Source organism: Thermotoga petrophila RKU-1 (genome assembly GCF_000016785.1).
GTDB classification, from domain to species: Bacteria; Thermotogota; Thermotogae; order Thermotogales; family Thermotogaceae; genus Thermotoga; species Thermotoga petrophila.
This window is the reverse complement of the sequence record NC_009486.1, coordinates 1,538,118-1,564,633: the sequence shown is the minus strand read 5'-3', so window position 1 is coordinate 1,564,633 and position 26,516 is coordinate 1,538,118. Positions and strand designations below refer to the sequence as shown.

General features: G+C 46.3%; 19 protein-coding genes, 1 tRNA gene and 1 pseudogene. 2 read left to right on the top strand and 19 right to left on the bottom strand.

Going from position 1 to position 26,516, the window contains the following annotated elements; translation table 11 throughout:
* Positions 1 to 35: 35 nt before the first annotated feature.
* Both TPET_RS08005 and TPET_RS08000 read left to right on the top strand, forming a co-directional pair.
* Positions 36 to 1,046: an acyltransferase family protein gene (locus tag TPET_RS08005; protein WP_011943985.1), complete on the top strand. Its 1,011-nt coding sequence runs from the start codon at positions 36 to 38 to the stop codon at positions 1,044 to 1,046.
* Positions 1,047 to 1,135: 89 nt separating this feature from the next.
* Positions 1,136 to 1,211, top strand: a tRNA-Asn gene (locus tag TPET_RS08000).
* A 5-nt stretch (positions 1,212 to 1,216) separates the two neighbouring features.
* Here TPET_RS08000 and TPET_RS07995 read toward each other — a convergent pair.
* The 19 genes and pseudogenes from TPET_RS07995 to TPET_RS07910 form a co-directional block, all read right to left on the bottom strand.
* The gene (locus tag TPET_RS07995) at positions 1,217 to 1,561 is read right to left on the bottom strand and encodes a GGDEF domain-containing protein (RefSeq protein WP_235231220.1); all 345 of its coding nucleotides are present in this window, start codon (positions 1,559 to 1,561) and stop codon (positions 1,217 to 1,219) included.
* 39 nt (positions 1,562 to 1,600) lie between these two features.
* Positions 1,601 to 2,809: an RNA-guided endonuclease TnpB family protein gene (locus TPET_RS07990; protein ID WP_011943984.1), complete on the bottom strand. Its 1,209-nt coding sequence runs from the start codon at positions 2,807 to 2,809 to the stop codon at positions 1,601 to 1,603.
* Positions 2,757 to 2,882 (bottom strand): annotated as a pseudogene (locus tag TPET_RS09730) (IS200/IS605 family transposase); the annotation flags it as partial. The pseudogene TPET_RS09730 and the gene TPET_RS07990, both read right to left, overlap by 53 nt.
* A 178-nt stretch (positions 2,883 to 3,060) precedes the next feature.
* Positions 3,061 to 4,113, bottom strand: coding sequence for a galactokinase (locus tag TPET_RS07985; protein ID WP_011943983.1), 1,053 nt, complete (start codon positions 4,111 to 4,113; stop codon positions 3,061 to 3,063).
* Positions 4,110 to 5,066 carry a galactose-1-phosphate uridylyltransferase gene (gene galT / locus TPET_RS07980; RefSeq protein WP_011943982.1) on the bottom strand — a complete coding sequence of 319 codons (957 nt, stop codon included), beginning with the start codon at positions 5,064 to 5,066 and terminating at the stop codon, positions 4,110 to 4,112. Before galT ends, TPET_RS07985 begins: the two co-directional genes overlap by 4 nt.
* Positions 5,063 to 6,721 carry an alpha-galactosidase gene (galA, locus tag TPET_RS07975; RefSeq protein WP_011943981.1) on the bottom strand — a complete coding sequence of 553 codons (1,659 nt, stop codon included), beginning with the start codon at positions 6,719 to 6,721 and terminating at the stop codon, positions 5,063 to 5,065. The genes galT and galA overlap by 4 nt, the downstream gene beginning before the upstream one ends.
* Positions 6,722 to 6,726: 5 nt before the next feature.
* The gene (lacZ, locus tag TPET_RS07970) at positions 6,727 to 9,981 is read right to left on the bottom strand and encodes a beta-galactosidase LacZ (RefSeq protein WP_011943980.1); all 3,255 of its coding nucleotides are present in this window, start codon (positions 9,979 to 9,981) and stop codon (positions 6,727 to 6,729) included.
* 5 nt (positions 9,982 to 9,986) lie between these two features.
* Entirely contained in the window at positions 9,987 to 10,967 is a 981-nt protein-coding gene (locus tag TPET_RS07965) for an ABC transporter ATP-binding protein (RefSeq protein WP_011943979.1), read from the bottom strand.
* Positions 10,968 to 10,981: 14 nt separating this feature from the next.
* The gene (locus TPET_RS07960) at positions 10,982 to 12,931 is read right to left on the bottom strand and encodes a beta-galactosidase (protein ID WP_011943978.1); all 1,950 of its coding nucleotides are present in this window, start codon (positions 12,929 to 12,931) and stop codon (positions 10,982 to 10,984) included.
* A 57-nt stretch (positions 12,932 to 12,988) separates the two neighbouring features.
* Positions 12,989 to 13,990, bottom strand: a complete 1,002-nt coding sequence (locus TPET_RS07955; RefSeq protein WP_011943977.1) for a LacI family DNA-binding transcriptional regulator — start codon at positions 13,988 to 13,990, stop codon at positions 12,989 to 12,991.
* A gap of 15 nt (positions 13,991 to 14,005) precedes the next feature.
* Positions 14,006 to 15,826 carry a glycosyl hydrolase 53 family protein gene (locus TPET_RS07950; protein WP_012311219.1) on the bottom strand — a complete coding sequence of 607 codons (1,821 nt, stop codon included), beginning with the start codon at positions 15,824 to 15,826 and terminating at the stop codon, positions 14,006 to 14,008.
* Between the two features lie 14 nt (positions 15,827 to 15,840).
* Positions 15,841 to 18,312: an ABC transporter permease subunit gene (locus tag TPET_RS07945; RefSeq protein WP_011943975.1), complete on the bottom strand. Its 2,472-nt coding sequence runs from the start codon at positions 18,310 to 18,312 to the stop codon at positions 15,841 to 15,843.
* Entirely contained in the window at positions 18,312 to 20,045 is a 1,734-nt protein-coding gene (locus TPET_RS07940; protein WP_011943974.1) for a DUF4896 domain-containing protein, read from the bottom strand. Before TPET_RS07940 ends, TPET_RS07945 begins: the two co-directional genes overlap by 1 nt.
* A gap of 59 nt (positions 20,046 to 20,104) precedes the next feature.
* On the bottom strand, positions 20,105 to 21,280 hold the full coding sequence (gene malE, locus TPET_RS07935; RefSeq protein WP_011943973.1) for a maltose/maltodextrin ABC transporter substrate-binding protein MalE: 1,176 nt from the start codon (positions 21,278 to 21,280) through the stop codon (positions 20,105 to 20,107).
* A gap of 470 nt (positions 21,281 to 21,750) precedes the next feature.
* Positions 21,751 to 22,737, bottom strand: coding sequence for a LacI family DNA-binding transcriptional regulator (locus TPET_RS07930; RefSeq protein ID WP_011943972.1), 987 nt, complete (start codon positions 22,735 to 22,737; stop codon positions 21,751 to 21,753).
* A 1-nt stretch (position 22,738) separates the two neighbouring features.
* Complete coding sequence (locus tag TPET_RS07925; RefSeq protein WP_011943971.1) at positions 22,739 to 23,686, bottom strand: ABC transporter ATP-binding protein; 948 nt, start codon at positions 23,684 to 23,686, stop codon at positions 22,739 to 22,741.
* Positions 23,683 to 24,663 (bottom strand): ABC transporter ATP-binding protein, encoded by a 981-nt coding sequence (locus TPET_RS07920; protein ID WP_004080073.1) that lies wholly within the window; start codon positions 24,661 to 24,663, stop codon positions 23,683 to 23,685. Before TPET_RS07920 ends, TPET_RS07925 begins: the two co-directional genes overlap by 4 nt.
* Positions 24,660 to 25,508, bottom strand: coding sequence for an ABC transporter permease (locus TPET_RS07915; protein WP_048810888.1), 849 nt, complete (start codon positions 25,506 to 25,508; stop codon positions 24,660 to 24,662). The genes TPET_RS07920 and TPET_RS07915 overlap by 4 nt, the downstream gene beginning before the upstream one ends.
* 5 nt (positions 25,509 to 25,513) lie before the next feature.
* Entirely contained in the window at positions 25,514 to 26,503 is a 990-nt protein-coding gene (locus tag TPET_RS07910; RefSeq protein WP_004080068.1) for an ABC transporter permease, read from the bottom strand.
* Between the last annotated feature and the right edge of the window lie 13 nt (positions 26,504 to 26,516).

Sequence of the window (26,516 nt, the reverse complement as noted above, 5' to 3'; positions counted from 1 at the left end):
CTCCTTTCGATATTATTTTAGCAGAGGTGGGACCGTTGGAATCGTTGAGGGGACTTTTGATTCTGTTCGTTTTAATGGGTCACGCTATCGTGGGGGTGTACAGAGACCTCACTTTTCTCGTTCCACTGCTCAGATTCGTGAGTCCTTCCGTTTTCGTCTTCGTGTATCTGTTCGGATATTCACAGGGAAGAGTGAAAAAGAACCCTTTGAAGATTCTCCAGAAGGCTTCTTCTTTCTTTCATTTCTATCTCTTCTGGGCTTCCCTTTCTTTCATTGCTTATGTGTTGTTGGATGGAGAATATACGAACGTCTGGGTGACGAAGAGGGTTTTCAGCGTTGATGATTCAATACTCAAAAAATATCTGATCACCATCTTTTCTTTCACAGGATCGTGGCAGTACTATTTCGTACTGGTTGTAATGATTCTGCTGTTGATATCGATTTTCATAAAAGATCCCCGGAAGATTCTGCCGTTTTCCTTCGCCGGAGCTGTTGTTAACTCCTCTTTTGTGAGTTTTTGGTTCCTCACGAAGGACAGACTCCTTCCTCCCATAGAAGGTGCGTTGATCACTTATCTCAATCCTGTTCACTGGCTTTTTCCATTTCTGATGGGATACAAAGATGCTGTCGAGAGAAAGAAGAGAGAACCACGAAAGCTATCTTTGTTCCTATACGTCTTTCTCTTTGCGATCGGATCTCTGGAGTACTGGAACGCGTACGGAAAATTCCACACACTTTTGGGAGTCGATCAGTTTTCTCTCACAGGAGTACTTCTGGGAATCTACAGTATAGAGGTGTTCACCTGGCTGGCTGAAAAAGTTAATCTGTCCTTTTTGAAAAGGATGGGAAGGTATTCTTTCCTTCTCTTCATGATTCACATGCCGTTTCAGTGGATGTTCTACGTGTTTCTCGACACTTTTGTTGATCTTCCCGAATGGTGCTGGGTGATCATCATGGTGGTGTTTTCCTTGATGATCATGGAAATTCTACTGAAACTGGCACGGATCCTTCCAAAACCGGTAAGAAAAATAGTCATCGGTGCTTGATATCAACCTTTTTTCAATTTTTTCATTCATTTTACCATCAAGTCCACTTGAAATTCAGGAAGGTATGTAGTACAATTATCCGTGGAGGTTCCGGCGTAGCTCAACCGGTAGAGCGCCTGGCTGTTAACCAGGTGGTTGCAGGTTCGAGTCCTGCCGCCGGAGCCATTTTTTTATTTTAACGTCCCCTTCTTAACATCCTTCATTCTGTACATCGATTCATCGACTTCCCTAAGTGTCCTTTCGAGGCTTTCTTTGAAGGGAACCACACCGTAGGAAAACTCTGGCTGGAGAGGATGGCTGTTTTTGAATTCAAGCAGTATCTTCTGGAAGATTTCCTCCGCTTTCTCTGGTTTGCATCCTCTCAATATCACAAGAAATTCATCTCCTCCCATTCTCACCACGATATCGGACTGTCTCACATTCTTTTTTATTGTTTGAACGAGGGCCTTCAAAATCTCATCACCGCTTTCGTGTCCGTAGGTATCGTTGATCTTTTTGAAATTGTCCAGATCCACGTGAACTACCCCACCTTACAGAAGATGTGGCTTCCCGCTTCAACCCGTGATAGCTCGTAGACCCCTTTCGGGTTCCGCCGCCAGAGCACTGTCCACAGGCATGAACTCGGACGGTTCCCGCCCTATTGAAAGCATCAAGCCGTACCTGACCAAATTCTTCGCAGCGTTCACGTCTCTATCGTGATGCGCTCCACATACAGGACACGTCCATTCTCTAACGCTCAGGTCTTTGACTTCTTTGTTTATGTATCCGCATTCACTGCACATCTGACTTGAGGGATAGTATCTGTTCGCTTTTATCACTTCGATTCCACAGCGCTTTGCCTTGTACTCGAGAAGTTCTAAGAATCTCCTCCACGACTGCATGTGGATGTGCCTGGCAAGTCTGTGGTTTTGAACCATACCTTTGATGTTGAGATCTTCCACCACGATCTTTCCAGCTTGGCTTTCGCTGACAAGATCGTGTGTGATCTTGTGAAGCCAGTCGTTTTTTATGTTGACTATTTTCTCGTACAGCTTTGCAAGACACAAACGTGCTTTTTCCCAGTTCTTTGAACCTCTCTGTTTCCTGGATAATCGTCTGTGAAGTCTTTTGATCTGTCTCTCGTATTTTGAAAGGTCTGGCATTTTATATTTCTTGCCATCGCTCAATGTGATTGTGTCTTTGATTCCAAGGTCTATACCTAGAATGTCGGTGGAAGTATTTTGTACTTCAGCATCTTGGACTTCAAAGACTATCGCAGCGTAGTATTTGTTCGTTGGTGTTTTGATGAACGTTGCTTGTTTTATCTTTCCGTCTTTCGGAAGCTTTCTGTGAAGCCGCACTTTTATCCCTTCTTTGAACTTGGGAACGAATATACAGCCGTATTTTGGATTGTCTTCTTTGATATACAGCTGAATGTGCTGTGGAATACGAAAGGTTTGGCGGGAGAATTTCTTTTTCTTGAACTTTGGATAGCCAGCTTGCTTTTTGAAGAAATTTTTGAATGCGCGTTCTAAATCTTTCAGCGACTGCTGGAGCGCTTGAGAGTTCACTTCGTTGAGCCATGAATATTTGTTTGTCTTTTTGAGTTTTACCAAAACAGATGCCCATTCGTTGTAGTATGTAGGACGTTCCATTACTCTGTAGATGATGTTGGCGTAGTTCAGAAAGAAGTTGTACACGAATCTGGTGTGACCGAAATGTTTGGCCAGTTTTTCTTCTTGTTCTCTCGTAGGGTAGATTCTGAACTTGTAGGTTCGAAGCATTTTTGTCACGTCCTTGAGATTTGATGTATTCTTTTAACACTTCCAAAGGTGATCCGCCTACTGTCAAAAGACAATCTTCTTCATTTCTCTATGATATATTAACATTTTGGCACAAATTAAATTGCAAATTCATCCCCACCTTATAGAAAATGGTGTCTTCTTTGCACTTTGTTCGATAAACAAAGATCGCAGATCCCCCCGAATCTGGAAATACCAACTTCATTTTAACAAAAAAGGGAGCTCACGCTCCCTTAGATTTTTTGAACACCGTCTGAACTCTCTATCTCGTGGAAGGTGAGATCTATCCCGAAATGCTTCTTATAAGACTCCACCAGCTCTTCTTTTATCTTCCCAAAAGCCCCCTTCTTTGAAAGAACGATCACTCCTCCTCCGAATCCGCCACCGACCATCCTCGCACCGAGGATACCTTCCTTTCCTCTCAAATAATCCACGATGAAATCCGTTTCCTCGCAGGAAACTTCGTACAGGTCTCTGAGACTCTCGTGAGAAGAAAAGAGCAGTTTTCCAAGGGTTTCAAAATCTCCTTCTTTCAAAGCCTGAACACTTTTCAGGACTCTTTCGTTTTCTTCGAGCACGTGCTGGGCACGTTTTCTCAGAGTGCCTGAGAGTCTTTCGAGATCTTCTTTTGTCACTTCTCGAAAGCTCTTTTTCCCAAGCGTTTTCAGTACCTCTTCGCACTCCTGTCTTCTTTTGTTGTACTCCGAAGAGGAGAGCTCGTGTTTAACATTCGAATCGACGAGGTTGATCTCGTAACCTTCCAGTCTCAGAGGAACGTACTCGTACTCGAGGGTCATCGTGTCCAGAAAGATTGCGTGGTCTTTCTTTCCAAAAGCGGAAGTGAACTGGTCCATGATACCACACCTGACTCCCACGAACTCCACCTCGGCTTCACGAGCGATCTTTACGAGTTCGAGTTTCGGAACGTTGAAACTGAAATATTCTGAAATCGCGTAAGCGGTCGCCACCTCGAGAGCGGCGGAACTGGAAAGACCCGCTCCCATGGGAAGATTGGAAGAAACGGAGATTTTAACAGGAGACACCCTGTAGCCCCTTTTTTCAAAAGAGGCGATGACTCCCGAGATGTAATCCGTCCATTTGTTGAGTTTCTCTATCTTTTCCATCTCCACCGTTTCGTTTACGTTTTCTGAGTGGAAGATGAATCTATCTGAGCCTTCTATCGAGAGAAACACGTATCTGTTCACCGCAAACGGCAGAACGTAACCGTCGTTGTAGTCGGTGTGCTCCCCGATGATGTTTATTCTTCCTGGTGCCTTCACTTTCATATTTCCACCTCCGTCTCTCTGAGCTGCCTCGCTGCTTCTTCGGGAACGACGGGGTTTATGAACGCCCATGTACCCGTCTCGACACTCGCCATCCACTTCAGTTTATCTTTGTCTCGCTTCGGTGGGTTGAACTCCACATGGAAGTGGAAGAAGTGAGACACATCCTCTTCGTTGAACGGTGCCTGGAAGAACATCATCATGTAGGGAAACTCCTGATCGAAGAGTTTGTCGTACTTTGCAGTTACCACCTTGAGAACTTTCGCAAACTCTTTCTTTTCTTCTTTCGAAAATTCCAGAAGAGTGCTCACGTGCCTCTTCGGGTAGATGTGCACCTCGTACGGGAAGCGTGCATAGAAAGGAACGAGTGCGAGGAAATGTTCCGTCTCGTAAACTTTTCTTTCCTCTCCTTCGCTCTCCAGGACCTCGCAGATGGGACACTTCCTTTCCTCTTCGTACCAATTCCTCATCGCGTCTATCTTCACTTCTATTCTCTTTGGAAGGAAAGGAAACGCGTATATCTGACCGTGCGGGTGTGGAAGGGAAGCACCGACTTCCTTTCCACGGTTCTCGAAAATGAAGATATATTTCACAAAGTCGTGCTGAGAAAGGTCCCTTGTTCTGTCCACCCACATCTCAACGAGCTTTTCTATCTGCTTCAAAGGCATTCCAGGAAGTGCTGTGTTGTGATCCGAGGTGTAGACGACCACCTCGCAGATACCGCGGGACTCTTCTTTCCTGAAAGGCCCCTTATCTTTCCAGTCCACAGGAGGTGGATCTTTTTTCAGAGAAGGATACCTGTTCTCGAAGGTGACAAGATCGTACTCCTCGGGAAGCTCGAGGCCTCCAACACAGATGGGACACTCCGTCTTCGATGGCTGTACCGGTCTTTTCTGTGTGGCCGCCGAAACGATCACCCATTCATCTGTGAGCGGATTGTACCTGAGTTCCATCATTCTCTCTCACCCTCTTCGTAGAAGTAGAAGTTTCTTCCGTCTTCTCTTTTGACGACTCTTTTTTTCAGGGAGGACTTTCCTTCTTTTTCCAGGTGGTACTCTCTGCTGTTCAGATCGACCACGATCTTGACGTTTCCTGAGAGAGTGCCAGACGAGACGATCTCGTATCTCAGATCCTCCGACATGATGTTCTGAACCCGTGGTCTTCCACCGAGGAGTTCGAGCGTTTCTTTCAGAACCTTTTTTCCATGATCTCTGACGAGCGAGAGATCATCGCTTTCTATGATCATGTTGTCGAGCACTCCACACGTGTACGAGTAGAGCTCCTTTTCCTTCTGTGTGAGATCCGTTTTCTCCTCTCTCAATATCAAACAGTCAGGGTCGTTCAGCCAGAGTCTGTCGTGCATGAAGTACCTCGTTATGGCGTTTCTCAGCGCCCATCTTGCAGCGGGAGCTCCGTTGTCTTCTATATGTTCTCCCCAGAACGGTGTGGTGTCGGGTCCTATCCTCATGCCGTCGACGTATCCCACTGCGGGAAGAAGGGGAGAACCGCATCCGAGGATGAAAGAATCTTCTCCCACAGCCTTTCTGATCGTCTCCATTCCTTTTCTGAATGCTTGAATCGGTGTTATGTTCTTTTTTCCCTCTCCTGGAACGGCACCCGCGAAGAGAAAGTCGATCTTGAAGTACCTGTAGCCCATCTTTTTCAGAAATGAGAAGAGATCGAAGAGCCAGCTCAGAACCTCATCGTTTGAAAGATCGAGGGCGTATATCTTTTTGTTCCAGTTTCTGTAAGCCATCTTCGGCTCTCCGTTTTCCTTCACCACCCAGTCCGGATGTTCGTTGAATACATCGGAGGTTTCAGAGACGCTGAACGGAGCGGTCCATATACCCGGGATGAAACCGTTTTCCGCTATAACTTTTGCCATCTCTTCCACCGATGGAAAGTCTCCTCTTGTCACGAGCCAGTCACCTATGTCCTTTTCGTAGGCGTCGTCTATCTGGAAGACCTCGAACGGGAAATTCTTCGCGAGCTTCAGGTTCTTGAGGGTCTCTTCCCAGGTGAGATCGAGGAAGTAATGGTACCAGCTGCACCATCCAGTGGGTGTGTGTTTTGGAACTCTCGCGTTGTTTTCCATTCCAACGAGTTCCGCGTATTTCTCCAGAAGAAGAGATGTGTTGGGATCCTCGAGTACAACGAGAGGTTCAAGAGGAACAAAGTCTTCGAACTCGACATCGAAATATTCGAGGTATGCCACAAGTTCCCCATCTTCCACAGCGAAGAAAGGATGAGCGATTTTCGAACTCAGAAAGCCGTACACTTTTCCTTCTTCAGCCACGAAATAGTCGCTCTGGAGGTTCCTTTCAAGTACGTCGGGCACCACCGAAGCGGTGTATCTCCAGTTCGGGTCTATTTTGGGTGGTTTGAAAGAAAAGGCATCGACCACCCTGCACGGTCCCCAGGATTGCCAGTTGTTCACAAGTACCTTTTCCGGTGCTTTCGTTCGAAGAACCTCAAGCCTTCCCGGACTTCCCTTCACCCTGCCGGAGATCTTCCAGCCAAGGTGTATCTTCTCCACCGCGAACTCAACTGTGAAGTTTTTCTCTTTGAGAACGAATCTTCCCTCTCTGAAGGTCTTTCCGAATATTTCCACACATATCACCTCACGTAGATAGTTTTTCTCGTGTTCAGATTAGTATGTATCAGATGTTCTCCCTTCTTCAATCCTTCTACTTTGAACACCAGCTCTTCCTTCTTGAAGGGTGGAATCACCACTCGCCTCACCGAGTATTCGTTTCCATCAACAAAGAGAACCACCTGTTCTTCCTTGCTCAGTGGAGTGTCGTTCAGAAGGGAAAATTTCACTCTCAGGGTGTCTCCTTCGCGTATCACGTCTTCTGAGGACATCTCAACATGGAGCGTTTCAGGGATCGCCGCAAGAACCCTCCAGGATGGAATCTCTTTGCTAATCCTCATTCTGAAAGAAAAACGATACGGCTTTGGTAGAAGCCTGTACTCCAGATGAGGCATCGCACCCCAGCTGTCGTCTCCTCCAAGGCCCATCTGTCTGAAGTCCACGTTCACGGTGACGAAGTCCCTCTCCGGGAGTTCACTTATGTGCTGAGCCCTCTCGAGATCCTCCATGGAAAAGGGCCAGACGCTGAAGTCTATCTGCGGCATGCCTGACACAAAGAGTTTTGTTTCACCGTCGGAAAGCGCAAACCATCTCACGTCCGATCTGTTCCCCGTTTCCTGGGGCCTGACGTACCTGTGTATCATCTCATCGACAGCTTTTCTGTGCCTTGCGAAAAGGCCACTTTCTTTTCTGTCCCAGTAAGTCTCGTGCGGTCCCCTTCCGTACCACTCCACGGTGCCGAACTCTTCAGGGACCGTGAACTGAAGACCGATCCTTGGAATCTCCGGTACACCTTCTGCGGGAATCAGGGAAAGATCCACGAGGATGTCACCGTTTCCAAAGATGGTGTAGGTGAGGTACACCCAGCTGTTTCCGGGTACCTGATAGACACTCTGAACGGAAACGCTGTTTTCCCTTCTCTTCCAGAACATCTTGAAGAGCTTTCTTTCGCTCGATGCCTTTTTCCATATGGAGAGTCTTTCCGGCATTCTGTTTCCGATATCGTTGTCCGTTGGAACTCTCCAGAAATTTGGAACGATCGATCCTGTCAGGATATTTCTTCCCCTGTACACGATGTGCTCCAGAAGGCCGGTGAGTTTCGAGAAGATAAACTCCGCGTCTTTTGTCCTCACCAGAAGGTATCTTCCATCTTCTGAGAAATCTACTTTTTCCTGAACAATGCTTTTTTGAAAGATGGGAGGTTTCAGGAGGAACTGTTCCCACGCTACAACGTGTCCCTTCTTCGCCCAGAGGGTATCTTCAGAGAGAGCAAAACAGATCTCAAGGAAGTATTCCGAGTCTTCCATCACTGGAAGTGGTATCTTAAAAATTTTCCTTTCTCCTGGCTCGGCTGAGAGTTTGAACCTTCCTTCTTCTATCACTTCACCGTCCTTTCTGATCCTCCAAGTTCCATCGAACATCTCAAGGTCTGTGAAAAGATACCCGTTCTCCACTTCGTAGGTGTCTATTGAGATCTGACGCACTTTGATGTTCTGATAGATTTTCTTCACCTCGTAAAGCTCTGGCTCGGGTGTTCTGTCGGGAAGGACCACTCCGTTGCAGCAGAAATTCTTGTTGTTTGGTTCATCGCCGAAATCTCCACCGTACGCCCAGAATTCCTTTCCGTTTTCATCCTTCTTCCTGATTCCCTGGTCCACCCAGTCCCAGATGCACCCTCCGTGAAGATACGGATACCTTTCTATCACATCCCAGTAGTCCTTCAGATTTCCCACACTGTTTCCCATCGCGTGGGCATACTCACACATGATGAAAGGCTTTTCCCTCTTTCTGGAGGCGTACTCAAGAAGAACGTCTATCTTCGGGTACATGAGAGAGAAAACATCCACGTAGTACGATTCTCCCCTCCTTGTTGTTCCCTCGTAATGGATAAGCCGCGTGTTGTCTCTTTCCTTTATCCAGAGAGCGGCTTTTTCGAAATTCACTCCGTCTCCCGCTTCGTTTCCAAGAGACCAGAAGATAACACACGGATGATTCTTGTCACGCTCGACCATCCTCTGGATTCTGTCGAGATGTGCCTTCTCCCATTCCGGTCTGTTCGCAAGTGTCACTTCAGGATCCCAGCCTATACCGTGGGATTCGATGTTTGCCTCGTCTATCACGTAGAGTCCAAAATAGTCACACAGATCGTACCACTTCGTCTGGTTCGGATAGTGCGATGTGCGAACTGTGTTTATGTTGTGCTGCTTCATGAGTTTTATGTCCTGAATCATCCTCTCCACCGTCACCGCATGACCCCTGTCAGGATCGAACTCGTGTCTGTTCACTCCCTTTATGTAGAGAGGTTTCCCGTTGAAAAGAAGCATTCCGTCTTTTATCTCTATCTTCCTGAATCCGAAGTTGACTTTCTTTTCGTCTTCTCCCAGTTTCAGTTTCAAAACGTACAGATGTGGTGTCTCCGCGGACCACTTCCTCGGATCTTTCACGTCAAAGGCAAAGGAAAGGACTCTGTCCTCCGGCTTTACTGTCTCTTTCACGAGTGTTTTTTCGTCTCCATCCGGTGTGATGAGTGTTACTTCAAGGTCTTTTTCTTCTTCCTCACCGAGATTTCTCATCTCTACGTCCAGAAAGATCTTTCCGTCTCTGTAATTTTCATCCAGATCCGTTCTCACGAACACGTCCCTGATGTGAAATTTCGGCAGCGAGTACAGATAAACGTCCCTGTATATCCCCGCAAACCACCACATGTCCTGATCTTCGAGATAGCTTCCATCGCTCCACTTCAGAACCTCAACGGTGATCAGATTCTTCCCTGGCCTTAGAACATCGGTGAGTCTGAATTCAGCGGGTGTGCAGCTGTCTTTGCTGAAACCGATCTTCTTCCCGTTCACCCACAGATAGAAGAAGGATCGAACACCTTCAAAATGCAGAAAGATCTCCCTTTTGAACCAATCCTCAGGTATCTCGATCCACCTTCTGTACACCCCGGTCGGATTGTCGTCTTTTGGAACAAAAGGAGGGTTCGGTTCAAATGGATAAACCACGTTCGTGTAGATGGGCTTCCCATATCCTTTCATCTCCCAGTTGCTTGGAACTTCTATCTCATCCCAGTTCGAGTCGTCGAAGTTCTCTGAAAAGAAATCCTCCGGCACCTCGAAGGGATTTTTCGCGAAGAGAAACCCCCAGTTCCCGTTCAAAGAGATGAATTCCTCAGGGTACTCCCATTCCCCGCTGAACGGGTCCAGATAGGGTATGAAAGAAGCGTGTGGCTTCTCCGTTCCTTCACCCACAAGCTGTGGGTTTTCCCATTCGTAGGACATGTTCTTCACCTCTCCATTAAAAAACAAGCTACTTTATAACCCGGTTTTATCTCTTTTAAAAGTGGTTCTTCTTCCCTGCATCTCTGGGTAACATGTGGACATCTCGGGTGGAATCTGCACCCCGGCGGGGGTGTCACCAGCGAGGGTGGCGAACCGGGAATTCCTGATCTCAATTTCTTATCACCGATTGATGGAAGAGACTGTATCAGATAACGCGTATAAGGATGGAGAGGATTTTTGAAAATTTCCAGCGTGGGGCCCTCCTCCACGATCTTTCCCGCGTACATGATCGCCATCCTCGTTGCGATTTGAGCGTGCACACCCATATCATGAGTTACCAGAACAACGGTGTTTTTTAGATCATTTTGAATCTTTCTTATTAGTTGCATAACAGCTCGTTGAGCCACCACATCGAGTGCCGTTGTTGGTTCATCTGCGAATATGACGCGGGGTTTCAAGACTGTGGCGAGTGCTATGGTAACCCTCTGTCTCATACCTCCCGACAGCTGATGTGGGAACATGTTCAGAACCCTCTCGGGAAGTCCAAGATCCTTCAGATGCTGAACTGCGAGGTCGAGAAACTCCTTAGTCTGCTTTTTAACGTGACTGCTCAGAATTTCTATGAAGGTATCCCTCACTCGCTTTACGGGATTGAGCACGTGCATTGATCCTTGTGGAATGTAAGAAATAAAACTCCATCTCAATCTCCTTGTTGCTTCACTTTTCAACAATGTTACATTCGTAAGATTTCCTTCTATGTTGTACAACAACTCACCATCCATCAGACGTAGCGGTGGATCGAGAAGAGCAAGCAAGACTTTCAAAAGCGTGGACTTTCCACAACCCGATTCACCAGCTATGCCGTAAATTTCGTTAGGTAGTATTTCAAGACTAACATTATCAACAGCTTTTACTATTTTTTTACTACCCCAAAAGTCAAGCACGTAATAAGCTTTCAAATTCTTTCCCGATATCAACGCTTCCATCTGTTGGATCCCCCTCAGTGTTCGTTTTCCCTCCATATCAACAGTCCGTAGGGAGGAATCTTTTGATCTCCTAGAACTATCTGAACCTTTGCTGGTATTTCTAAATCTACCTCCTCAGAGGTGAAATTGAAAGAAAAAACATATTCACCTCTCCTTTGAATGCGTATTCCTTCTGGTAATCTTTTCGTTTCAATTCCTGATTCTTTTGAAAGTGCTTCAAAGAAATCTACAAGAAATTCTCTGTCAGGCCAGAAAGAAAGGTAAAAAACGTTGTCTTTCCGGAATATGGCTCCAAAACCATCTTTGAATCTTGCGATCACTTCCGTGATAGTAGGATCCACGTCCTCCCTCCAGATCAAGACGGGATACTCTTTCCCGTTCCAAATAAGAGTTTCAGCGTTGTACCCAAGGCTTTCAACTTGTCTTACTTCAACGGGTATGAGCTCTTTGAGAAGACCTGGGGGCATCTCGGGAGGAATCTGGAACGTCTCTGTTTTGCTTCCGCTTCTTGGGCCAAGTACGAGAAGACCGTCGTATTTTTTAAACGTGTTCAGAACCTCTTCCTTCACAATGGCAAGACTTGGAACAACGACCATTTTGTATCCGTCCAGTGAAGATCCAGGGGGTACTATATCCACGTTCAGACCAAGACTTCTGAGCGCGCTGTAGCATCTGAAGACAAGATCGAGGTAGTTCGCCCCCTCGCCGTGCGGTTGTATGGAGAAGATCCATGCTGTTTCATAATCGAAGACAAGTGCCACTTCGCTTTTCACGGGTTCATTGATATCGATGTTTTTGAGCTCCTCGAAAACCTGCTTTACCTCATGGTATCCAGGGGAAGGTGCTGAATCCGGTGCCAGAAGTCCGGAGTGCATCTGCTCCTGCGCGAAAGGAACCTGCCTCCATCTGAAGTAAGAGACCACCTCCGCACCGTGTGCGAATGCCTGCCACGTCCAGAGTTTCACTGCTCCTTTGGCAGGCCAGAGATTGTAAGGAGCCCAGTTCACAGGTCCTGCTTGCTGTTCCATCACCCAGAATCTTCCCCTGCCCACTCCTCGGTACAGGTCGTGTGAGAAGGAGATGATGTCCGGGTGTCCTACTCTATCGAACGGATTTTTCGTCTCACCCTTCATTCTCAGAAAAACGAGTGTGTGTCCGAGTGGGTAGTTGTCCCAGGATGCAAAATCCAAGTCTCTTGAAAGTTTGTAATGGTCAAAATCTACAAATCCTCCCATGAAATTGTGTGTGATGAATCTTCCAGGAGAATACTCCCTTATGATCTCCACTTGAAGCTTGTTGAATTCCACCACCTGGTCGGAAGCGAACCTGTAATAGTCGAGAAGATGAGACGGGTTTGGATCGGCAGGAGTGAGATTCGGAAGCTCTATTTCGTCGAAGGATCGATACTCCTGGCTCCAGAACACTGTTCCCCACGCTTCATTCAATTTCTTTATGTCTCCCTCGTACTTTCTTTCCAACCATTTTTGGAAGGCTTTTTTGCACCTCGGACAGTAGCACTTAACCGTATCGTGACAGCCGTATTCGTTGTCCGTCTGCCAGCCTGCGACTGCCGGGTGTTTTCCGTACCTTTTCGCTATGATGGTGACTATTCTTTTCACTTCTTCTCTATAGACAGAGCTGGAGAAGCAGTAATGTCTTCTGGAACCAAAATTTTTCACCCTGCCATCTTTATCAACGGGAAGGATCTCCGGGTGTTCATCGATGAGCCACTTCGGAGGTGTAGCTGTGGGAGTTCCCAGTACGATCTTGAGCCCCATCTTCTCTGCCAGCTCAAGTGTTTTGTCGAGCCAGTCCCAGTTGAACTTTCCACGCTCAGGCTCTATCCTGCTCCAGGCGAACTCTCCAATCCTCACGTACTCTATCCCGAGTTCTTTCATCCTTCTGAAGTCTTCTTCCACTCTCTCTATTCCCCAGTGTTCAGGATAGTAACAGACTCCGAGCATACATATCACCCCTCGTGAACGTTCACGGAAAGATAAAGAAAAAAAATCGATCAAGCATCATCCACTTTCCCTCACAACGAGCTCCACATCCAAGATTACTCGTTTTCTTTTCTTTCTTCGCCCCTTCAATCTTTGAAGAAGCATCCTGAACGCCTCATATCCCATTTCGAACTTCTTTATCCTCACCGTTGTCAGAGAGGGGCAAACAAAAGAGGAATAAACGATGTCGTCGTAGCCAACAACAGCCACATCTTCTGGTATACGATATCCACACTCTTTCAAGGCTTTTATCACACCAAAAGCGAGTAGATCGTTGTAACAGAAGACCGCATCGAATTCAAGTCCCTTTTCAATCGCTTCCCGCATCGCTCGATATCCACTCTCTATGTCAATGTCTGTTTCAATGATCATTTTTTCACTGAATGGAATTCCGTACTCTTTCAAAGCCTTTCTGTATCCTTCAAGTCGCATGTAGGCAGCCGATTTGAACAGATATCCGCTGATCATAATGATGTTTTTTCTTCCTCTTTCTATGAGATGTCTGGTTGCAAGATACCCTCCCTTTACCTCATCACTGTGGATCTCATCCACTTCTAACTCTTCGAAGTGTCTGCCGACTATGACGAAGGGAACTTTTCTTTCGATCAAAGCTCTTATATCGTCTGATTTATCCTGAACAGGTGTTATGAGAAGACCATCGACTCTCCTCTGGAGAAGCACTTCTATAGCCTTCTCTTCATTTTCGTAGATTCTCTCAGTGTTCATGAGCATGATCTGATAGCCGTACTTTCTCGAAGCGGCTTCTATTCCCTTCAAGACCTCCGCGTAGAACGGGTTGGCACTGTCGGCTATGATGACCCCCACGATGTTCGTTTGCTTGCTCCTCAAAGAGGAAGCGGTGGCATTTTTCACGTATCCCAGTTCTTGTGCAATTTTCAGTATCTTTCTTCTGGTTTCTTCGCTAATGTCGGGCTTGTTGTTGAGTGCCCTTGAGACTGTGTTTATGGAAACACCCGCTTTCTCTGCTATGTCTCTGATCGTAACGTACTTTTTCTTCATGTTCTAACCCTCCGGTTACTCTTCTCTGAAAAGATAGAAATCATCAATGAACCCCCAGTCACCTGCCCTTCCCTCGACAGAAACGGTAATCTTTATTCTTCCTGTTTCAACTTTTATGTTCCTTATCTCCGGGTTCTTCCATTCGAGCCAGCCCGTTGTTTCAACTTCTACAGATCGTTCATCTCCTCCGTAATCACTTACCTTCAGAGCAATCTTCACACCTTTTTCTCCATGGGTCCAGAACCCTACTCTGTACACACCTGCTGGAAGTTCCACTTCTTGTGACAGTTCGAAACTGAAGGATTCATCGAGCCAGAAATTCACTGCGTACTCTCCCTGGTGCGCATTGCTTGAAGGATTGACTTTTACAACTTTCACCGCTTTTTTGTCTCCCGAGACCTGCCAAGGCGAAAATTCTCCTGTTTCGAAGCCCGGATTTTTCAGATAGTTTCTGCTACCCTTCACGGTGAGTGTCGCGAAAATTTTCCGGTCAATGTCTTTAATGTAGCCTTCCACTTTGTAAACACCGGATTCTTCAACAAGGGCAGAATCAAAGTTCCATTCGACAGGTAAAGATCTGATGGAATCGTCGCTGAACAGAACTTTCACAGCATCTGGAAATTTTGGAACCTCTCCCAGGTTGGTTGTAACCTCCACAGGAAGGATCTCTTTTATCGCAATCTCCACTGGCGATGATGTTTTCACCAGTTTGAAAACATTCAGTGATGGGAGAGCGTTCCCACTGAAATCGAACATAGCTTGGTTGTCCCAGGGGTTTCCTTCTCCGGTTTTCCATCCAGCCCCCCTCACAGGGATCCAATCTCCTTCCCAGTAGAAAATCCCGAGTCCATGGCCGTTGGGAACGCTGTTTACCACTTCCATGAGATCTCTCAGAAATGTTGCCTGTCCCTGAACGGTTGCCTTGTAGCCACCTGTTAGTTCCATTTCTTCACCATTGAAGATGTTGGGATAACCATCTCCATCCTCGAGTGTCCAGGCGTAAGCTGTTTCAACAACGAGCACATCCTTGTTATATCTTGTGGCTATGTCGTAGAGGTTGTTTTTCAGATCCTCGAGGGTTCCGTGCCAGTACGGGTAGTAAGATACACCTATTACATCGAAGTCCACGTTTCTTCTTGTGATCTCGTCGAAGAACCATCTGAAGAGAGAGTTGTTTCCACCTTCCGCCAGATGAATAACGATCTTTATATCCGGATCAACCTCTCTAACGGCCTTGATGGCAGCTTTCAAAAGTCTTGTGAATCCGTCGAAACCACCTGCACCTTCTCCAGAAATCTTGCCGTCAGGCCAGAGAAAACCGTTGTTCACCTCATTCCCCACCTGGACCATATCTGGTAGTGCCCCGTTTCTTCGCATGTGGTTCAGTACAAGTTTCGTGTAGGAGTAAACCGCCCTCTCCAGAAGTTCTCCATGAAGATATTCCCACTCTTTTGGTTTGTTCTGCTTTCCAGGATCCGCCCACCAGTCGCTGTAATGGAAGTCAAGAAGCACTTTCATTCCGAGTTTCTTTGCCCTTTTAGCGATTTCTGTCATCTTCAGGTAATCGCAGTTTCCTCCTCCGAGAGGATTTCCATTCTCGTCTCTCGGATCATTCCACACCCTCAACCTGATCCAGTTTATTCCATGATTCTTCAGTATTTCAAGACAATCTTTTTCCACACCATTCTCGAAATATTTCCCACCCAGTTGCTCGATCTCGTAGAGCATAGAAACATCCATTCCAAAGATGAAATCCTCGCACAGGTTTTTCACCGGGTTGACTATCAAACCAAAGGCCATGGAAGAAATCATCAGCACGAAAAGCACCCCTCTCATCAAACCAACCTCCTTCATTCTTTAACTGCACCCCTTGTAAGACCACTCACGAGATACCTCTGGAGTGAGAGGAACAGAATCACCATCGGTGTCATTCCAAGAAGGGCTGCCGCTGTGAAAAGTCCCCATTCCGTTTCATATGGACCCGTGGCGAACGCTTGAAGACCAAGAGCGTACGTGTAGTGCCTCACATTTTGAAGGATTATCCTCGCAACAACGTATTCGTTGAACGTTCCAATGAAGACCAGCAGGAACACCACCGTGAGAATTGGTCTTGCAAGTGGAATTATGATCCTGTAGAAACTCTGGAAACGCGTTGCTCCATCGACGATGGCTGCCTCCTCAAGCGAGGTGGGAATTGTGTCGTAGAAACCTTTTATCAAGTACATGTTGTAAGCGATGTTGGTGAGATATGCGAAGATCAAACCACCTAGAGTGTCAATTCCTATGAATGGAATGTACTTTCCCATGAAGTTCAGAAGGTCGTATATGGCAATCATGAAGATCACACCCGGGAACATCTGTATCAGAAGGAGTGCCATGATTCCGTAACGCCTTCCAAAGAACCTCATTCTACTGAATGGATAAGCCGCTATAGCACACACGGTCGTTGTTATGAATGCCACTATCAGGGATACGATCACGGAGTTGAGAACCCACAGCCAGAAATAGTGTTTCGTTTTCTGTTTCCAGATCTGGTCTATTCTGAAAAGCTCTCTGTCTATATTTCTCAGGTCTTTCTTAACTTCGGAGAATGGTACAAGGTCAATCAGGTTACCGGCCCGCCTCGATGCAACTGACATGTTCGCCCTGACTTTGTTGACGAAATCCATCTTCACAATGTCATACATTCTGCTCAGAACACTTGAAGACACGTACACTCCCTGAGATGAAAGAGATACGAGATCACCGTAAGATCTTTCGAGGTCGCTCAGTGAGTTGTGCATTTCTTTCAGTACTGTCTTCAAATTCTCCGGGAAGACGTCGAATTTGCTCGCAAAATCTCTGTACTCTTCTATCCATCGCATCTCCTTTACCACTCTGGATATCCTGCTGTAGAGTTCGTCTTTTTCCCAGTAAGAATTCATGAAATCTCGAAGAGTCTTCAGAGCAGAAGAGTATCTGAGGAGATCAGTTTTTTTGAAAGTTTTAACTCTTTCAAGTGAAGAGATCGTTGTTTCAAGATTGTATCTGAAAACGATAAGGTTCAGCGTTCTCTGAGGCTCCAACAGTTTCTGCTGAACCTCAGAAATTTTCTGCTGATACTCAGAAATTTTCGCAGTTAGATCCTTTTCCAGGATTTCAAGATCCTTTAGACGTTCATTGAGAACGCTCAGAACTGTTATTCTGTCTTTTATACTGGCAATAGTTTCGACTGCTTCCTTCAGAATTCTGATGAGCCTTGGATGCAACTCTTCGTAGATTTTCACAAGATCGGAGAAAAGAAGACGGTCTCTCAAATCTTCGTTTCCTTCGGAGAGTTTTGTAAGCTCTTTTTTCAATTCCACAAGTAAATCTTTCAACGAATCGTATTCAGCGAAGGTGCTCATCTCATCGAGGATTTCATTCAGCATCTGAACGGTTTCTGAGATGTTTCGGGAGAATTCTTCATCATCCACAGGAAATGGACTTCTCAACGTAGTTTGTCTTATTTGTTCCCTGAGATTGTTGAGTTCTGAAAGTGAGATCTTTATTCTTTCCAGCTCCGGTATTATGTCTTTTTCGATCACGAGATTGGCCTCCATTACATCATCCTGGAGATCACTGTACTGTTGTCTGAGAGAAGACATCTCCTCTTTCACAGCATTCAGTTCTCTTTGAGTTTCTTCAATGAGTCCATCGTATCCATCAGCCAATTTTTCGTAGCTTTCTTTCAGACTCTCTATCGCTTTTTCGTATCCGTCTCTTGTACCGGTGTCAACACCCGTGAACCTTTCCAGTAACTCTTTCAACGCCTTGTGAGCTGTTGAATTGTATCTTTCCTTTGAAAGAACGAGATAAAGAGCCGCTCTGTTTTCCTCCGAATCACTCAGATCCGGTATCTGGATGGATGAAAGAAGTTCCCTCATTTCCTCGATCGTTCTGTTTTTTATCTCTTCGGAGTGATCGTTCAAAAAAGCATCAACTCTTTCAAAGGAATTCACAGCGTCGTTCAACCTAGCCTCCGTCTCTGACAGATAGGATTTCACTTTTTCGATAGAACTCCCTACAGCGTCCTTGAGTTCTTCCTCAGACCAGGTATCGTAAGGTTTTACCTTTGAAATCATTGCCTGGAGATCCTGCACGAGAAAAGGAAGATTCTTTTCGGGTGCCACAAGATCCCTGTAGTGTTGCAGAGTCAGTCGTGACGTGAACAGTTTCGAGGAAAAGGCCGCTTCATCTCTTCTGAGAGACGTTGTTACTACCCAGACAACGGGAAACAGAATCACCGCAATTATGAAAATGAGAAAGATGTGTGTAAAGATATTCCCTCTTCTCTGCACCATTATCTGCTCACCTCTTCGAATGCACCAGACAGCTTGAAGTTTACGAAGCTGATTCCTCCGACTAGGAAGAAGATGAGTATTGAAATGGCACTGGCAAAACCGAAGTCCTGTCCCTGACCACCTTCAAACGCCAGTTTGTAGACGTAAGAGATCAAAATATCTGTGTATCCTGTTGGAGTGGTCGAGTTAGGAATTGGAGGCCCACCACCCGTGATCAGGTATATGATTGTGAAGTTGTTGAAACTGAAGGCGAAACTGCTCACGAGGAGTGGTGCAATGATGGTCATAAGGAGTGGGAAGGTGATGTGTACGAATCTCCTGAATCTTCCTGCACCGTCTATTGCCGCTACCTCGTAGAGCTCTGGTGGAATGCTCTGAAGGGCACCGAGTGAGATCGTCATCATGTACGGAAACGTGAGCCAGACGTTGACGAGAAGGACTCCCACACGTGCCCAGAAGGGATCGTTGAACCATTTTATTGGTTCGAGGCCAAAAAGAGGTAAAAGGAACTTGTTGATCACACCGTAAGACTCGTTCAGAAGTCCATTGCGCCAGACCAGAGCCGAAATGAAAACTGGAATGGCCCAGGGAATGATCAGAAGCGTCCTGTAGAGGTTTCTTCCCTTGAGTCTTGGGTTGTTCAAAACAAGCGCAAACGGAAGTCCCACAGCGAGGGAAAGGACCACGCTGAGAACAGCCCACACGAAAGTCCAGAGAAATATTCTGAAGAAAGGACCGGAAACCTTTGGATCTTTAACGATCCTCAGGAAGTTTTTCCATCCCACAAAATCTATGAATCCAACAAGGAACGTCTCGTTCCCATTTTCGTCCACATCGTAGAAAGCACCTTCACGTTCTACCACTTCTCTTCCCGTGAGATTGTTCACTACTGTGGTTTTTATCTTCATTTTCACACCGTCGTATATTTCTTTGTAAGCCAGTCTGTAGAGCCTCTCCACGTACATGAATCTCCATTCTCCATCCGGAGCAATTCTCAGGGCCAATTTTTTTCCATCGGGAAGCACGTATTCTGCGTTCACCAGATAACCCTGAGCTATTCTGCTCTTGAAGTAAGGTGCATTCAACCTCAGAATCTCGTCATCGGGTGAGTAGAAGCTCTTGTAGGTCTTCTCACCACGTACTACAAGATTGATCTCCGAGAGATCCGCAGGCCATGGAACAATCCTGAAGGTGTCGCTGTTCAGTGAGATCGTTTCACCCGTGATCGGAACCAGATTGAACTGACTCAGGAGAACCTCCTGACCTCGTGCGACAACTGGTTTCGGTCTTTCACCAAGGAAAATGGTATCTCCCGTTTTGAAAAGTATTAGGAAGTCATCAGTGGGAGAGAGGCCGTCGTACACCACGAACACCTTATATGAAACAGGAGTCGAATCTACCACATAGGAAAAATTTGGGTCATAGAGAAGTCTCTCTATAGCTTCCTGTCTCGACATGAAGTGGCCCGTTCCATAATTGGTGAATGCCACTTTGAAGGTGAAGTATATCGGATAGAGTACAAGAACAAAAAGCAGAACAAGAGCAGGTATGGTGTATCTGTAAGGATATCCCTTTGGGTTGATGATGAAGAAATCTATTAGAACTAACAGAGAGAAAAGCACTATCGAAAGTTCGTAATACTCGTTCTGGAAAAGAAAAACACCTGCCCAGAAGAGAGCGATGTTCAAAATGGCAAGAAGAAACCAGAGAAACAATTTAACGATGTTTTTCACTGTTTTCCCTCCCTGAACGTATGGAAGGGGCTGGAAACCCAGCCCCGTAAAATTTTATGTTACTGAATCTGAGCTTTGATTCTTTCAACGGCGTTTTTGAGCGCTTCTTCGACCGTTGCTTTTCCGTTCACAACGAGATTGAGCGCATCGTTCATAGCGGCCCAGACAGCGGCCATCTGTGGAACGTTGGGCATTGGAATACCGTTGGCTGCGCTCAGTGTGAAGCCAACTACGTCTGGGTTATCTTTCACAAGTTCGAGCACGTCCTTTCTGGAGGGAAGTCTTGGATCTCCAAGGTAGATTCTGTACATCGTTTCCTTTTTTGCAATGAAACTGGTCAGGAATTCGATGGCAAGGAGTTTGTTTGGGGATTTTGCGTTCACCATGAAGCCCTGGACCCCAACGAAAGGTCTTGCAGGAACGCCAGGTTCCAGATCGGGGATTGGGGCTACACCATAGTCTATTCCTGCATCCTTGTACGCCTTAATGGCCCACGGTCCGTTGATGATCATCGCCGCCTGGCCTTCCCTGAACATGGAATCCATGATCTGATAATTGTCACTGGGATCCAGTATTCCCTCATCAACCAATCTTTTGAGGAGTTTCACACCCTTGATGGCTCCTTCGTTGGCCAGTCCGATATCGTTGACGTCCAGTCCTTTTTCTGTCTGTTTGAATACGTATCCACCGTATCCGAAAATGAAAGGAGCAATGTAGTAAAACTCGGCCGCTGAGGTGATGAAACCTCTCACTTCTCCTCCAAATTCTTCATCGATCTGTTTTGCTGTCTCTATGAGTTCGTCCATGGTCTTTGGGGGTTCAGGAACGTAGTCCTTGTTGTAGATGAGTGCTATTGCTTCCATGGCGTAGGGAATACCGTAGAGTTTTCCACCGTAAGAGAACGCGTTGAGGGCAGTTTCATAGAAGTTCTTCAGATCACTGAAGTTCGGAATGGGTTCGATCAAACCGTTGACTGCGAGTTCGCCTACCCAGTCGTGTGCTCCAACGATGATATCCGCACCCTGTCCTTCAGGAGCTGCTATGAGGAACTTGGACTTGATGTCTTGGAAGTTCACGTACTGCACTTCAACCTCTACGCCGTACTTTGCCTTGAACTCCTCTCCGAGTTTTTGAAGGATATCGACCTGCTTCTCAGAGCACCAGATGGTGAGTTTCGGCTGAGCGAGGACAACGAGGGAAACGACAAGCAAAGCGATCACCAGAAATTTTTTCATACCACCTTCACCTCCTTAGATATCGAGTGTTCCAATACCATCCAGATAGATATTACCATACGTAAACGTTACCGTGAAAGTTACCGCGATGTCAAACGATATCCCGAGGAGATTTTCGATGTTATTTCCAAATAATTTCTTGAGATCGACTTTTACAGCAAAAAAATGAATATTTCTGTGTTTGATTTACATAATGAAGAGGATCTTGAAAAGAGGGACGCTATAAATCCGAAGGAAGACCGGATTATTCTTACTCGCCCGAAGAAATACGGAGCAAATTCGAATTCGTCAGGGGAAGGATCAAAACAAACGAGTACAACCAGATCCCTGTGGAATGGTTGTTCACAGAAGGAGACATCGTCCACGGTCCGGATATCATTCCCGGTATTGCAGATGGATATACCGCAGCAAAATGAATAGACATGTACCTGAGAAAGGAAAGATGAAAAAGCCCCTCTTCGGAGGGGCTTTTATAGTTGTTTCACGGATTCTCTTTCGATGATCTCAACAGGTAGAACGACTCTTCTCGCAACCCCTTTCTTCCCGGAAAGTCTCTCGTAAAGAATCTCAAAGGCCACTCTTCCCATCTCTTCCCTCGGTTGTCTCACCGTGGTGAGTGGAGGAATGGTATAGCTCGATATGGGATCGTCGTCGAATCCCATGACAGAAACTTCATCTGGAACAGATACACCAAGATCGTGAAGTGCTTTGAGCGCACCGAAGGCCGAAAGATCGTTTATTGCAAAGATCGCAGTGAAATCCCTGCCGTGTTTTTTCAGGTACCTTTCCACCGCGTGGTAGCCGTGTTCAGCGAAATAACCGCATGGTGTGACTTTCACATCTATTCCGTGTCTTGTGCTGTAATCTATGAAACCTCTTTCTCTGTCGGAAAAAGAATAAATGTCTTTTCTACCCTTCAAAAGGAGAACCTTTCTGTGCCCCTTTTCCAGAAGGTACTTCGCACACATCCTTCCAGCGGCGTAGTTGTCGATGCCAACGTTGTCGAGCCTGATCTCCGGTTCTTCCCTGTCCACCACAACAACTGGAATGGCACTCTTTATCAATCTTTCGAGTTGTTCCTCGTCCTTCTTCGACGAGCAGACTATGATACCATCCACTCTTTTCGCAAAGAAAACCTCCAGTCTTTCCAGCTCCACAGAGGTCCTGTGAAGTGTTGTTGAAATCATGAGGGTGAAGTCTCTCTTTATCGCTTCTTTTTCTATGCCCGTCAATATCTCGTTGTAGTGAAAGCCCCCAAAGTTGGGGACGAGAACTCCTATAGTTCTCTTTAAAACAGCCCCCTTCACAGCGTACACAGGGTGATAGTTGAGCTTTCTGATGGCGTCGATTACTCTCTTTCTCGTCTCTTCCGAGACGTTATCATAACCATTTATCACGCGCGAAACAGTTGCTATAGAAACACCAGCGAGCCTTGCTACATCTTTGATAGAGGGCACTTCAATCCCCTGCCTTCAGACAGAGTACTTTATGGTTCTTCTCTACCTCTACCATCTCCGGCTTTTGAACAAGACACCTTTCATCCCTTATAGGACACCTGTCGTAGTACTTGCACGGTGCGTTAGACGAAGAGACGAGTTCCAGGATGAATCTCTTGCTGAGATCCCACTTTCTGTCTATCTCCGGAACGGATTCGAGGAGCATCTTAGTATAAGGATGAATCGGGTTGTGAAAAACCTTCTCGGTGTCTCCCATCTCCACTATGTTACCCCTGTACATGATGAAAGTCTCGTCGCTGATGTAATATCCAAGTGAAAGGTCGTGTGTGATAAAGATAACGGACATTCCTCTCTCACGCAGATCACCGAGAAGATTCAATATGTCCACCCTCGTTGAAGCGTCGAGCATGCTGATGATCTCATCGGCTATCAGAAGTTCCACGTTGAGAAGGAGCGTTCTCGCGATGAGTATTCTCTGAAGCTGTCCTCCACTGAGCTGATGCGGGTATTTTCCTAAGATTTCACGTGGGTTCATTCCAACCGAAGCGATCACTTCTTCCATCTTGGTTCTTCTTTCAGAAGCGGGGGTGCCCGGGAAGAATTCCTCAAACACCATGTCCAGAACCCTGTCTATTTTGTATATGGGGTTGAAAGATGAGAACGGATCCTGAAAGACTCCCTGTACTTTTCTGTAGTATTCTCTGAGTTCTCTTCCTTTTATTTGAGTTATGTCTCTTCCGTTGAACAGTATCTGACCAGATGAAGGTCTTATGAGTTTCAGGATGAGCTTACCCACGGTGGTCTTTCCGCTTCCACTCTCTCCTATGAGAGATACGATCCTGGATCGCTCTATTTCAAAAGAAACGTCATCAACCGCTTTGAGTCTTTCCTTACCGAAGAAACCAAGAGGGAATTCCTTCGTCAAATTTTGAACCTTCAGAAGACTCAATTTGCATCACCTCTTTCGAAAAGCCAGCATGAGACCTTTCTCCCATCAACGTCGAACACTGGTGGATCCTGTTCACACTTCTCGAACGCGTAAGGACACCTGTCTCTGAATCTACATCCCGGTCCTATGTTGAGAAGACTGGGTGGATATCCCGGGATTCCCTTGAGCTTCGTCTGGGAATATCTGACACCTATCTTCGGAAGTGAAGAAAGAAGCATCTTGGTGTAAGGGTGAAGGGGTTCTTGGATGATGTCTTCCATTGGAGAGATTTCCGCCACTCTTCCCGCGTAGAGCACCATCACCTTGTCTGCGATCTGATAAAGGACCGAGAGATCGTGTGTTATGAACGCGAGTGATCCCATGATTTCCTTTTCTCTCATCTCATAAAGCATCTGTATAACCGATCTTTGAGAACTCACATCCAGGGCTGATGTGATCTCATCGGCTATGAGGACATCGGGATTCATCAATGTAGAGATCACCATCACCATTCTCTGCTTCATTCCTCCAGAGAGTTCGATCGGATACATGTTTAGAACTTTCTTTCCAAGGTTGACGATCTCGAGCCTTTCCTCGATAACATCTTTTTTTCTTTCAAAACTTTCTCCGTGTTCGTGCAGAAGGTCGTCTATGATCTGTTTTATCTTTTTCGTCGGGTTCATAGCGTCCATGGCATACTGTGGTATGATGGAGATCTTTTCGTACCTCACTTTCCTGAGCTCTTTTGGAGATAGTGCCATGATGTTCTTTCCATCGAGGATCGCTTCTCCTCCCATGTACTTCATGGGAGGTTTCAAAAGGATCAAGCCGTTTCCAAGAGTGGACTTTCCACAGCCAGATTCACCCGCAATTCCAAGGATTTCACCTCTTTTTATATCGAAACTCACCCCATCAACGGCCTTCACGTAGCCGTAGAGGGTTCTGTAATAAATTCTCAGATCTCTGACATCCAGTACCACTTCAGCCACGCCTATCACATCTCCCTGAGCTTAGGATTGAAGACTTCATCAAGGCCAGCATTCATAACGTAAAGAGTTGCAACCATCAGAGTGATCACCGCACCGGGAGTGATCGCCCACCACCACATGCCAAGCTGTATAGCGTTCCAGAGAGTGGCCTGCTGCATCATGATTCCGAGGGAGATACCCCTTGTCGGACCAAGACCGATGAAGTCGAGCCCCGTAGCTGCAAGAATGGCACCGCCGAACTGGAGAATGAACACCATGAAAACGTAGGACATCATGTTGGGCATGATCTCACCGAAAATTATTTTCATAGGTTTCCTCGCGGTGATTCTTGCAAGATCTACGAACTCTCTTGTTTTCAAGGAGAGAGTCTGTGCCCTGACAGCCCTCGCGGTCCAGGGCCAGGCGGTGAGACCGATCATGATACTCTCGATGAACACTCCTCTGTAAGGAAGGTACGCCGCTATGATGATGAGGAGCGCAAGTGTTGGTATCACCATGAGTATATTGGTGAACATCATCAGAAGTTCGTCGAACCATCCACCTTTGTATCCTGCAACAAAACCAATGAGAAGCCCAATAACCGTCGCCAGAGTTCCTCCAAGGACTCCCACGAACAAGGAGCTTCTGAGACCGTAGACGAGCTGTGTGAAAATGTCCTGGCCGAAGGTGTTGGTCCCGAGCCAGTGCTCTTTGCTCGGAGGTTGATATCCAGGTCCCACAAAAGCAAGGGGATCCTTATAAGGTGAAAGATAAGGTCCTACCAGAGCCAGGATGATCAACCCGGCGTACACACATATGGCAAAAATGACCTTTTTATTTTTCAAGAAGAAATGGACGAATTCTTTTCTCGTCATGGCTATCAAACCTCTCCCGAATAGGATTTTCTGATTCTGGGATCTATGATAACGTAGAAGATATCAACGAGGAAATTGGCAAGAAGCACTCCAAGGATGATGAACAAAAAGCACCCCTGAATCAGGAAATAATCCTGGTTCAAAATTCCCTGCATGAGGATGTATCCTATACCGGGGTAGGAGAAGACGATTTCCGTTGTGAGAGCACCTGCAACCACCGTTCCGAGCTGGATGGCAAGACCGGTGATCTGCGGGAGGATGGCGTTTCTGTAAGCGTATTTCCTTATGAGTCTCTGAGACGATCCGAGCGCCTCGAGATATCTGGAATAGTTCGCTTCCAGTTCGTAGATGATCATGTTCCTCATACCTATTGCCCAGCCCCCGAGCATCACAAGAAACAGAGAACCAAATGGAAGTACCCAGTGGTGCAGAAAATCGAGTATGAAATCCCAGGAGAATGAAGGTGTTATTCCAAAGCTGTAAGCACCTGCGAGGGGAAACAGAGGTATAACCACACCGAATATCCAGGCAAGAAGAATACCAAACCAGAAGTAGGGAGATGCTGTCAGAGTGTAAAAAACAGGCAGTGCAAAGTTATCGAGTCTCTTTTTCCTTGCAACGAAAGCTCCAAATCTGTTTCCTATCGCAAAACTCAGAAGAACGGCTGGAAGAAGCACTATCAGCGAGTAAGGCAAGGCACGAGCTATCACTTTTGCAACTGGTTGAGGATACATGTAGATGCTTATACCAAGGTCACCTCTGAAAAGCGCTTTCCAGAAATTGATGTACTGCTCCCAGAGGGGTTTGTCGAGACCAAAAGCCTGAGTGAAGTAGCTTTGAAGAACCTTGACAGATTCTGGAAGTCCGGCGAACCTTGAGATCAGAAAATTTATAGGGTTTCCTGGCATAAATCGAGGAATAGCCCAGTCAATTGTGACGGCAAAAAAGAAGGTCAGAATGTAGATCAGGATCTTCTTTGTAAGATACTTTCTCAAGACTCCTACCTCC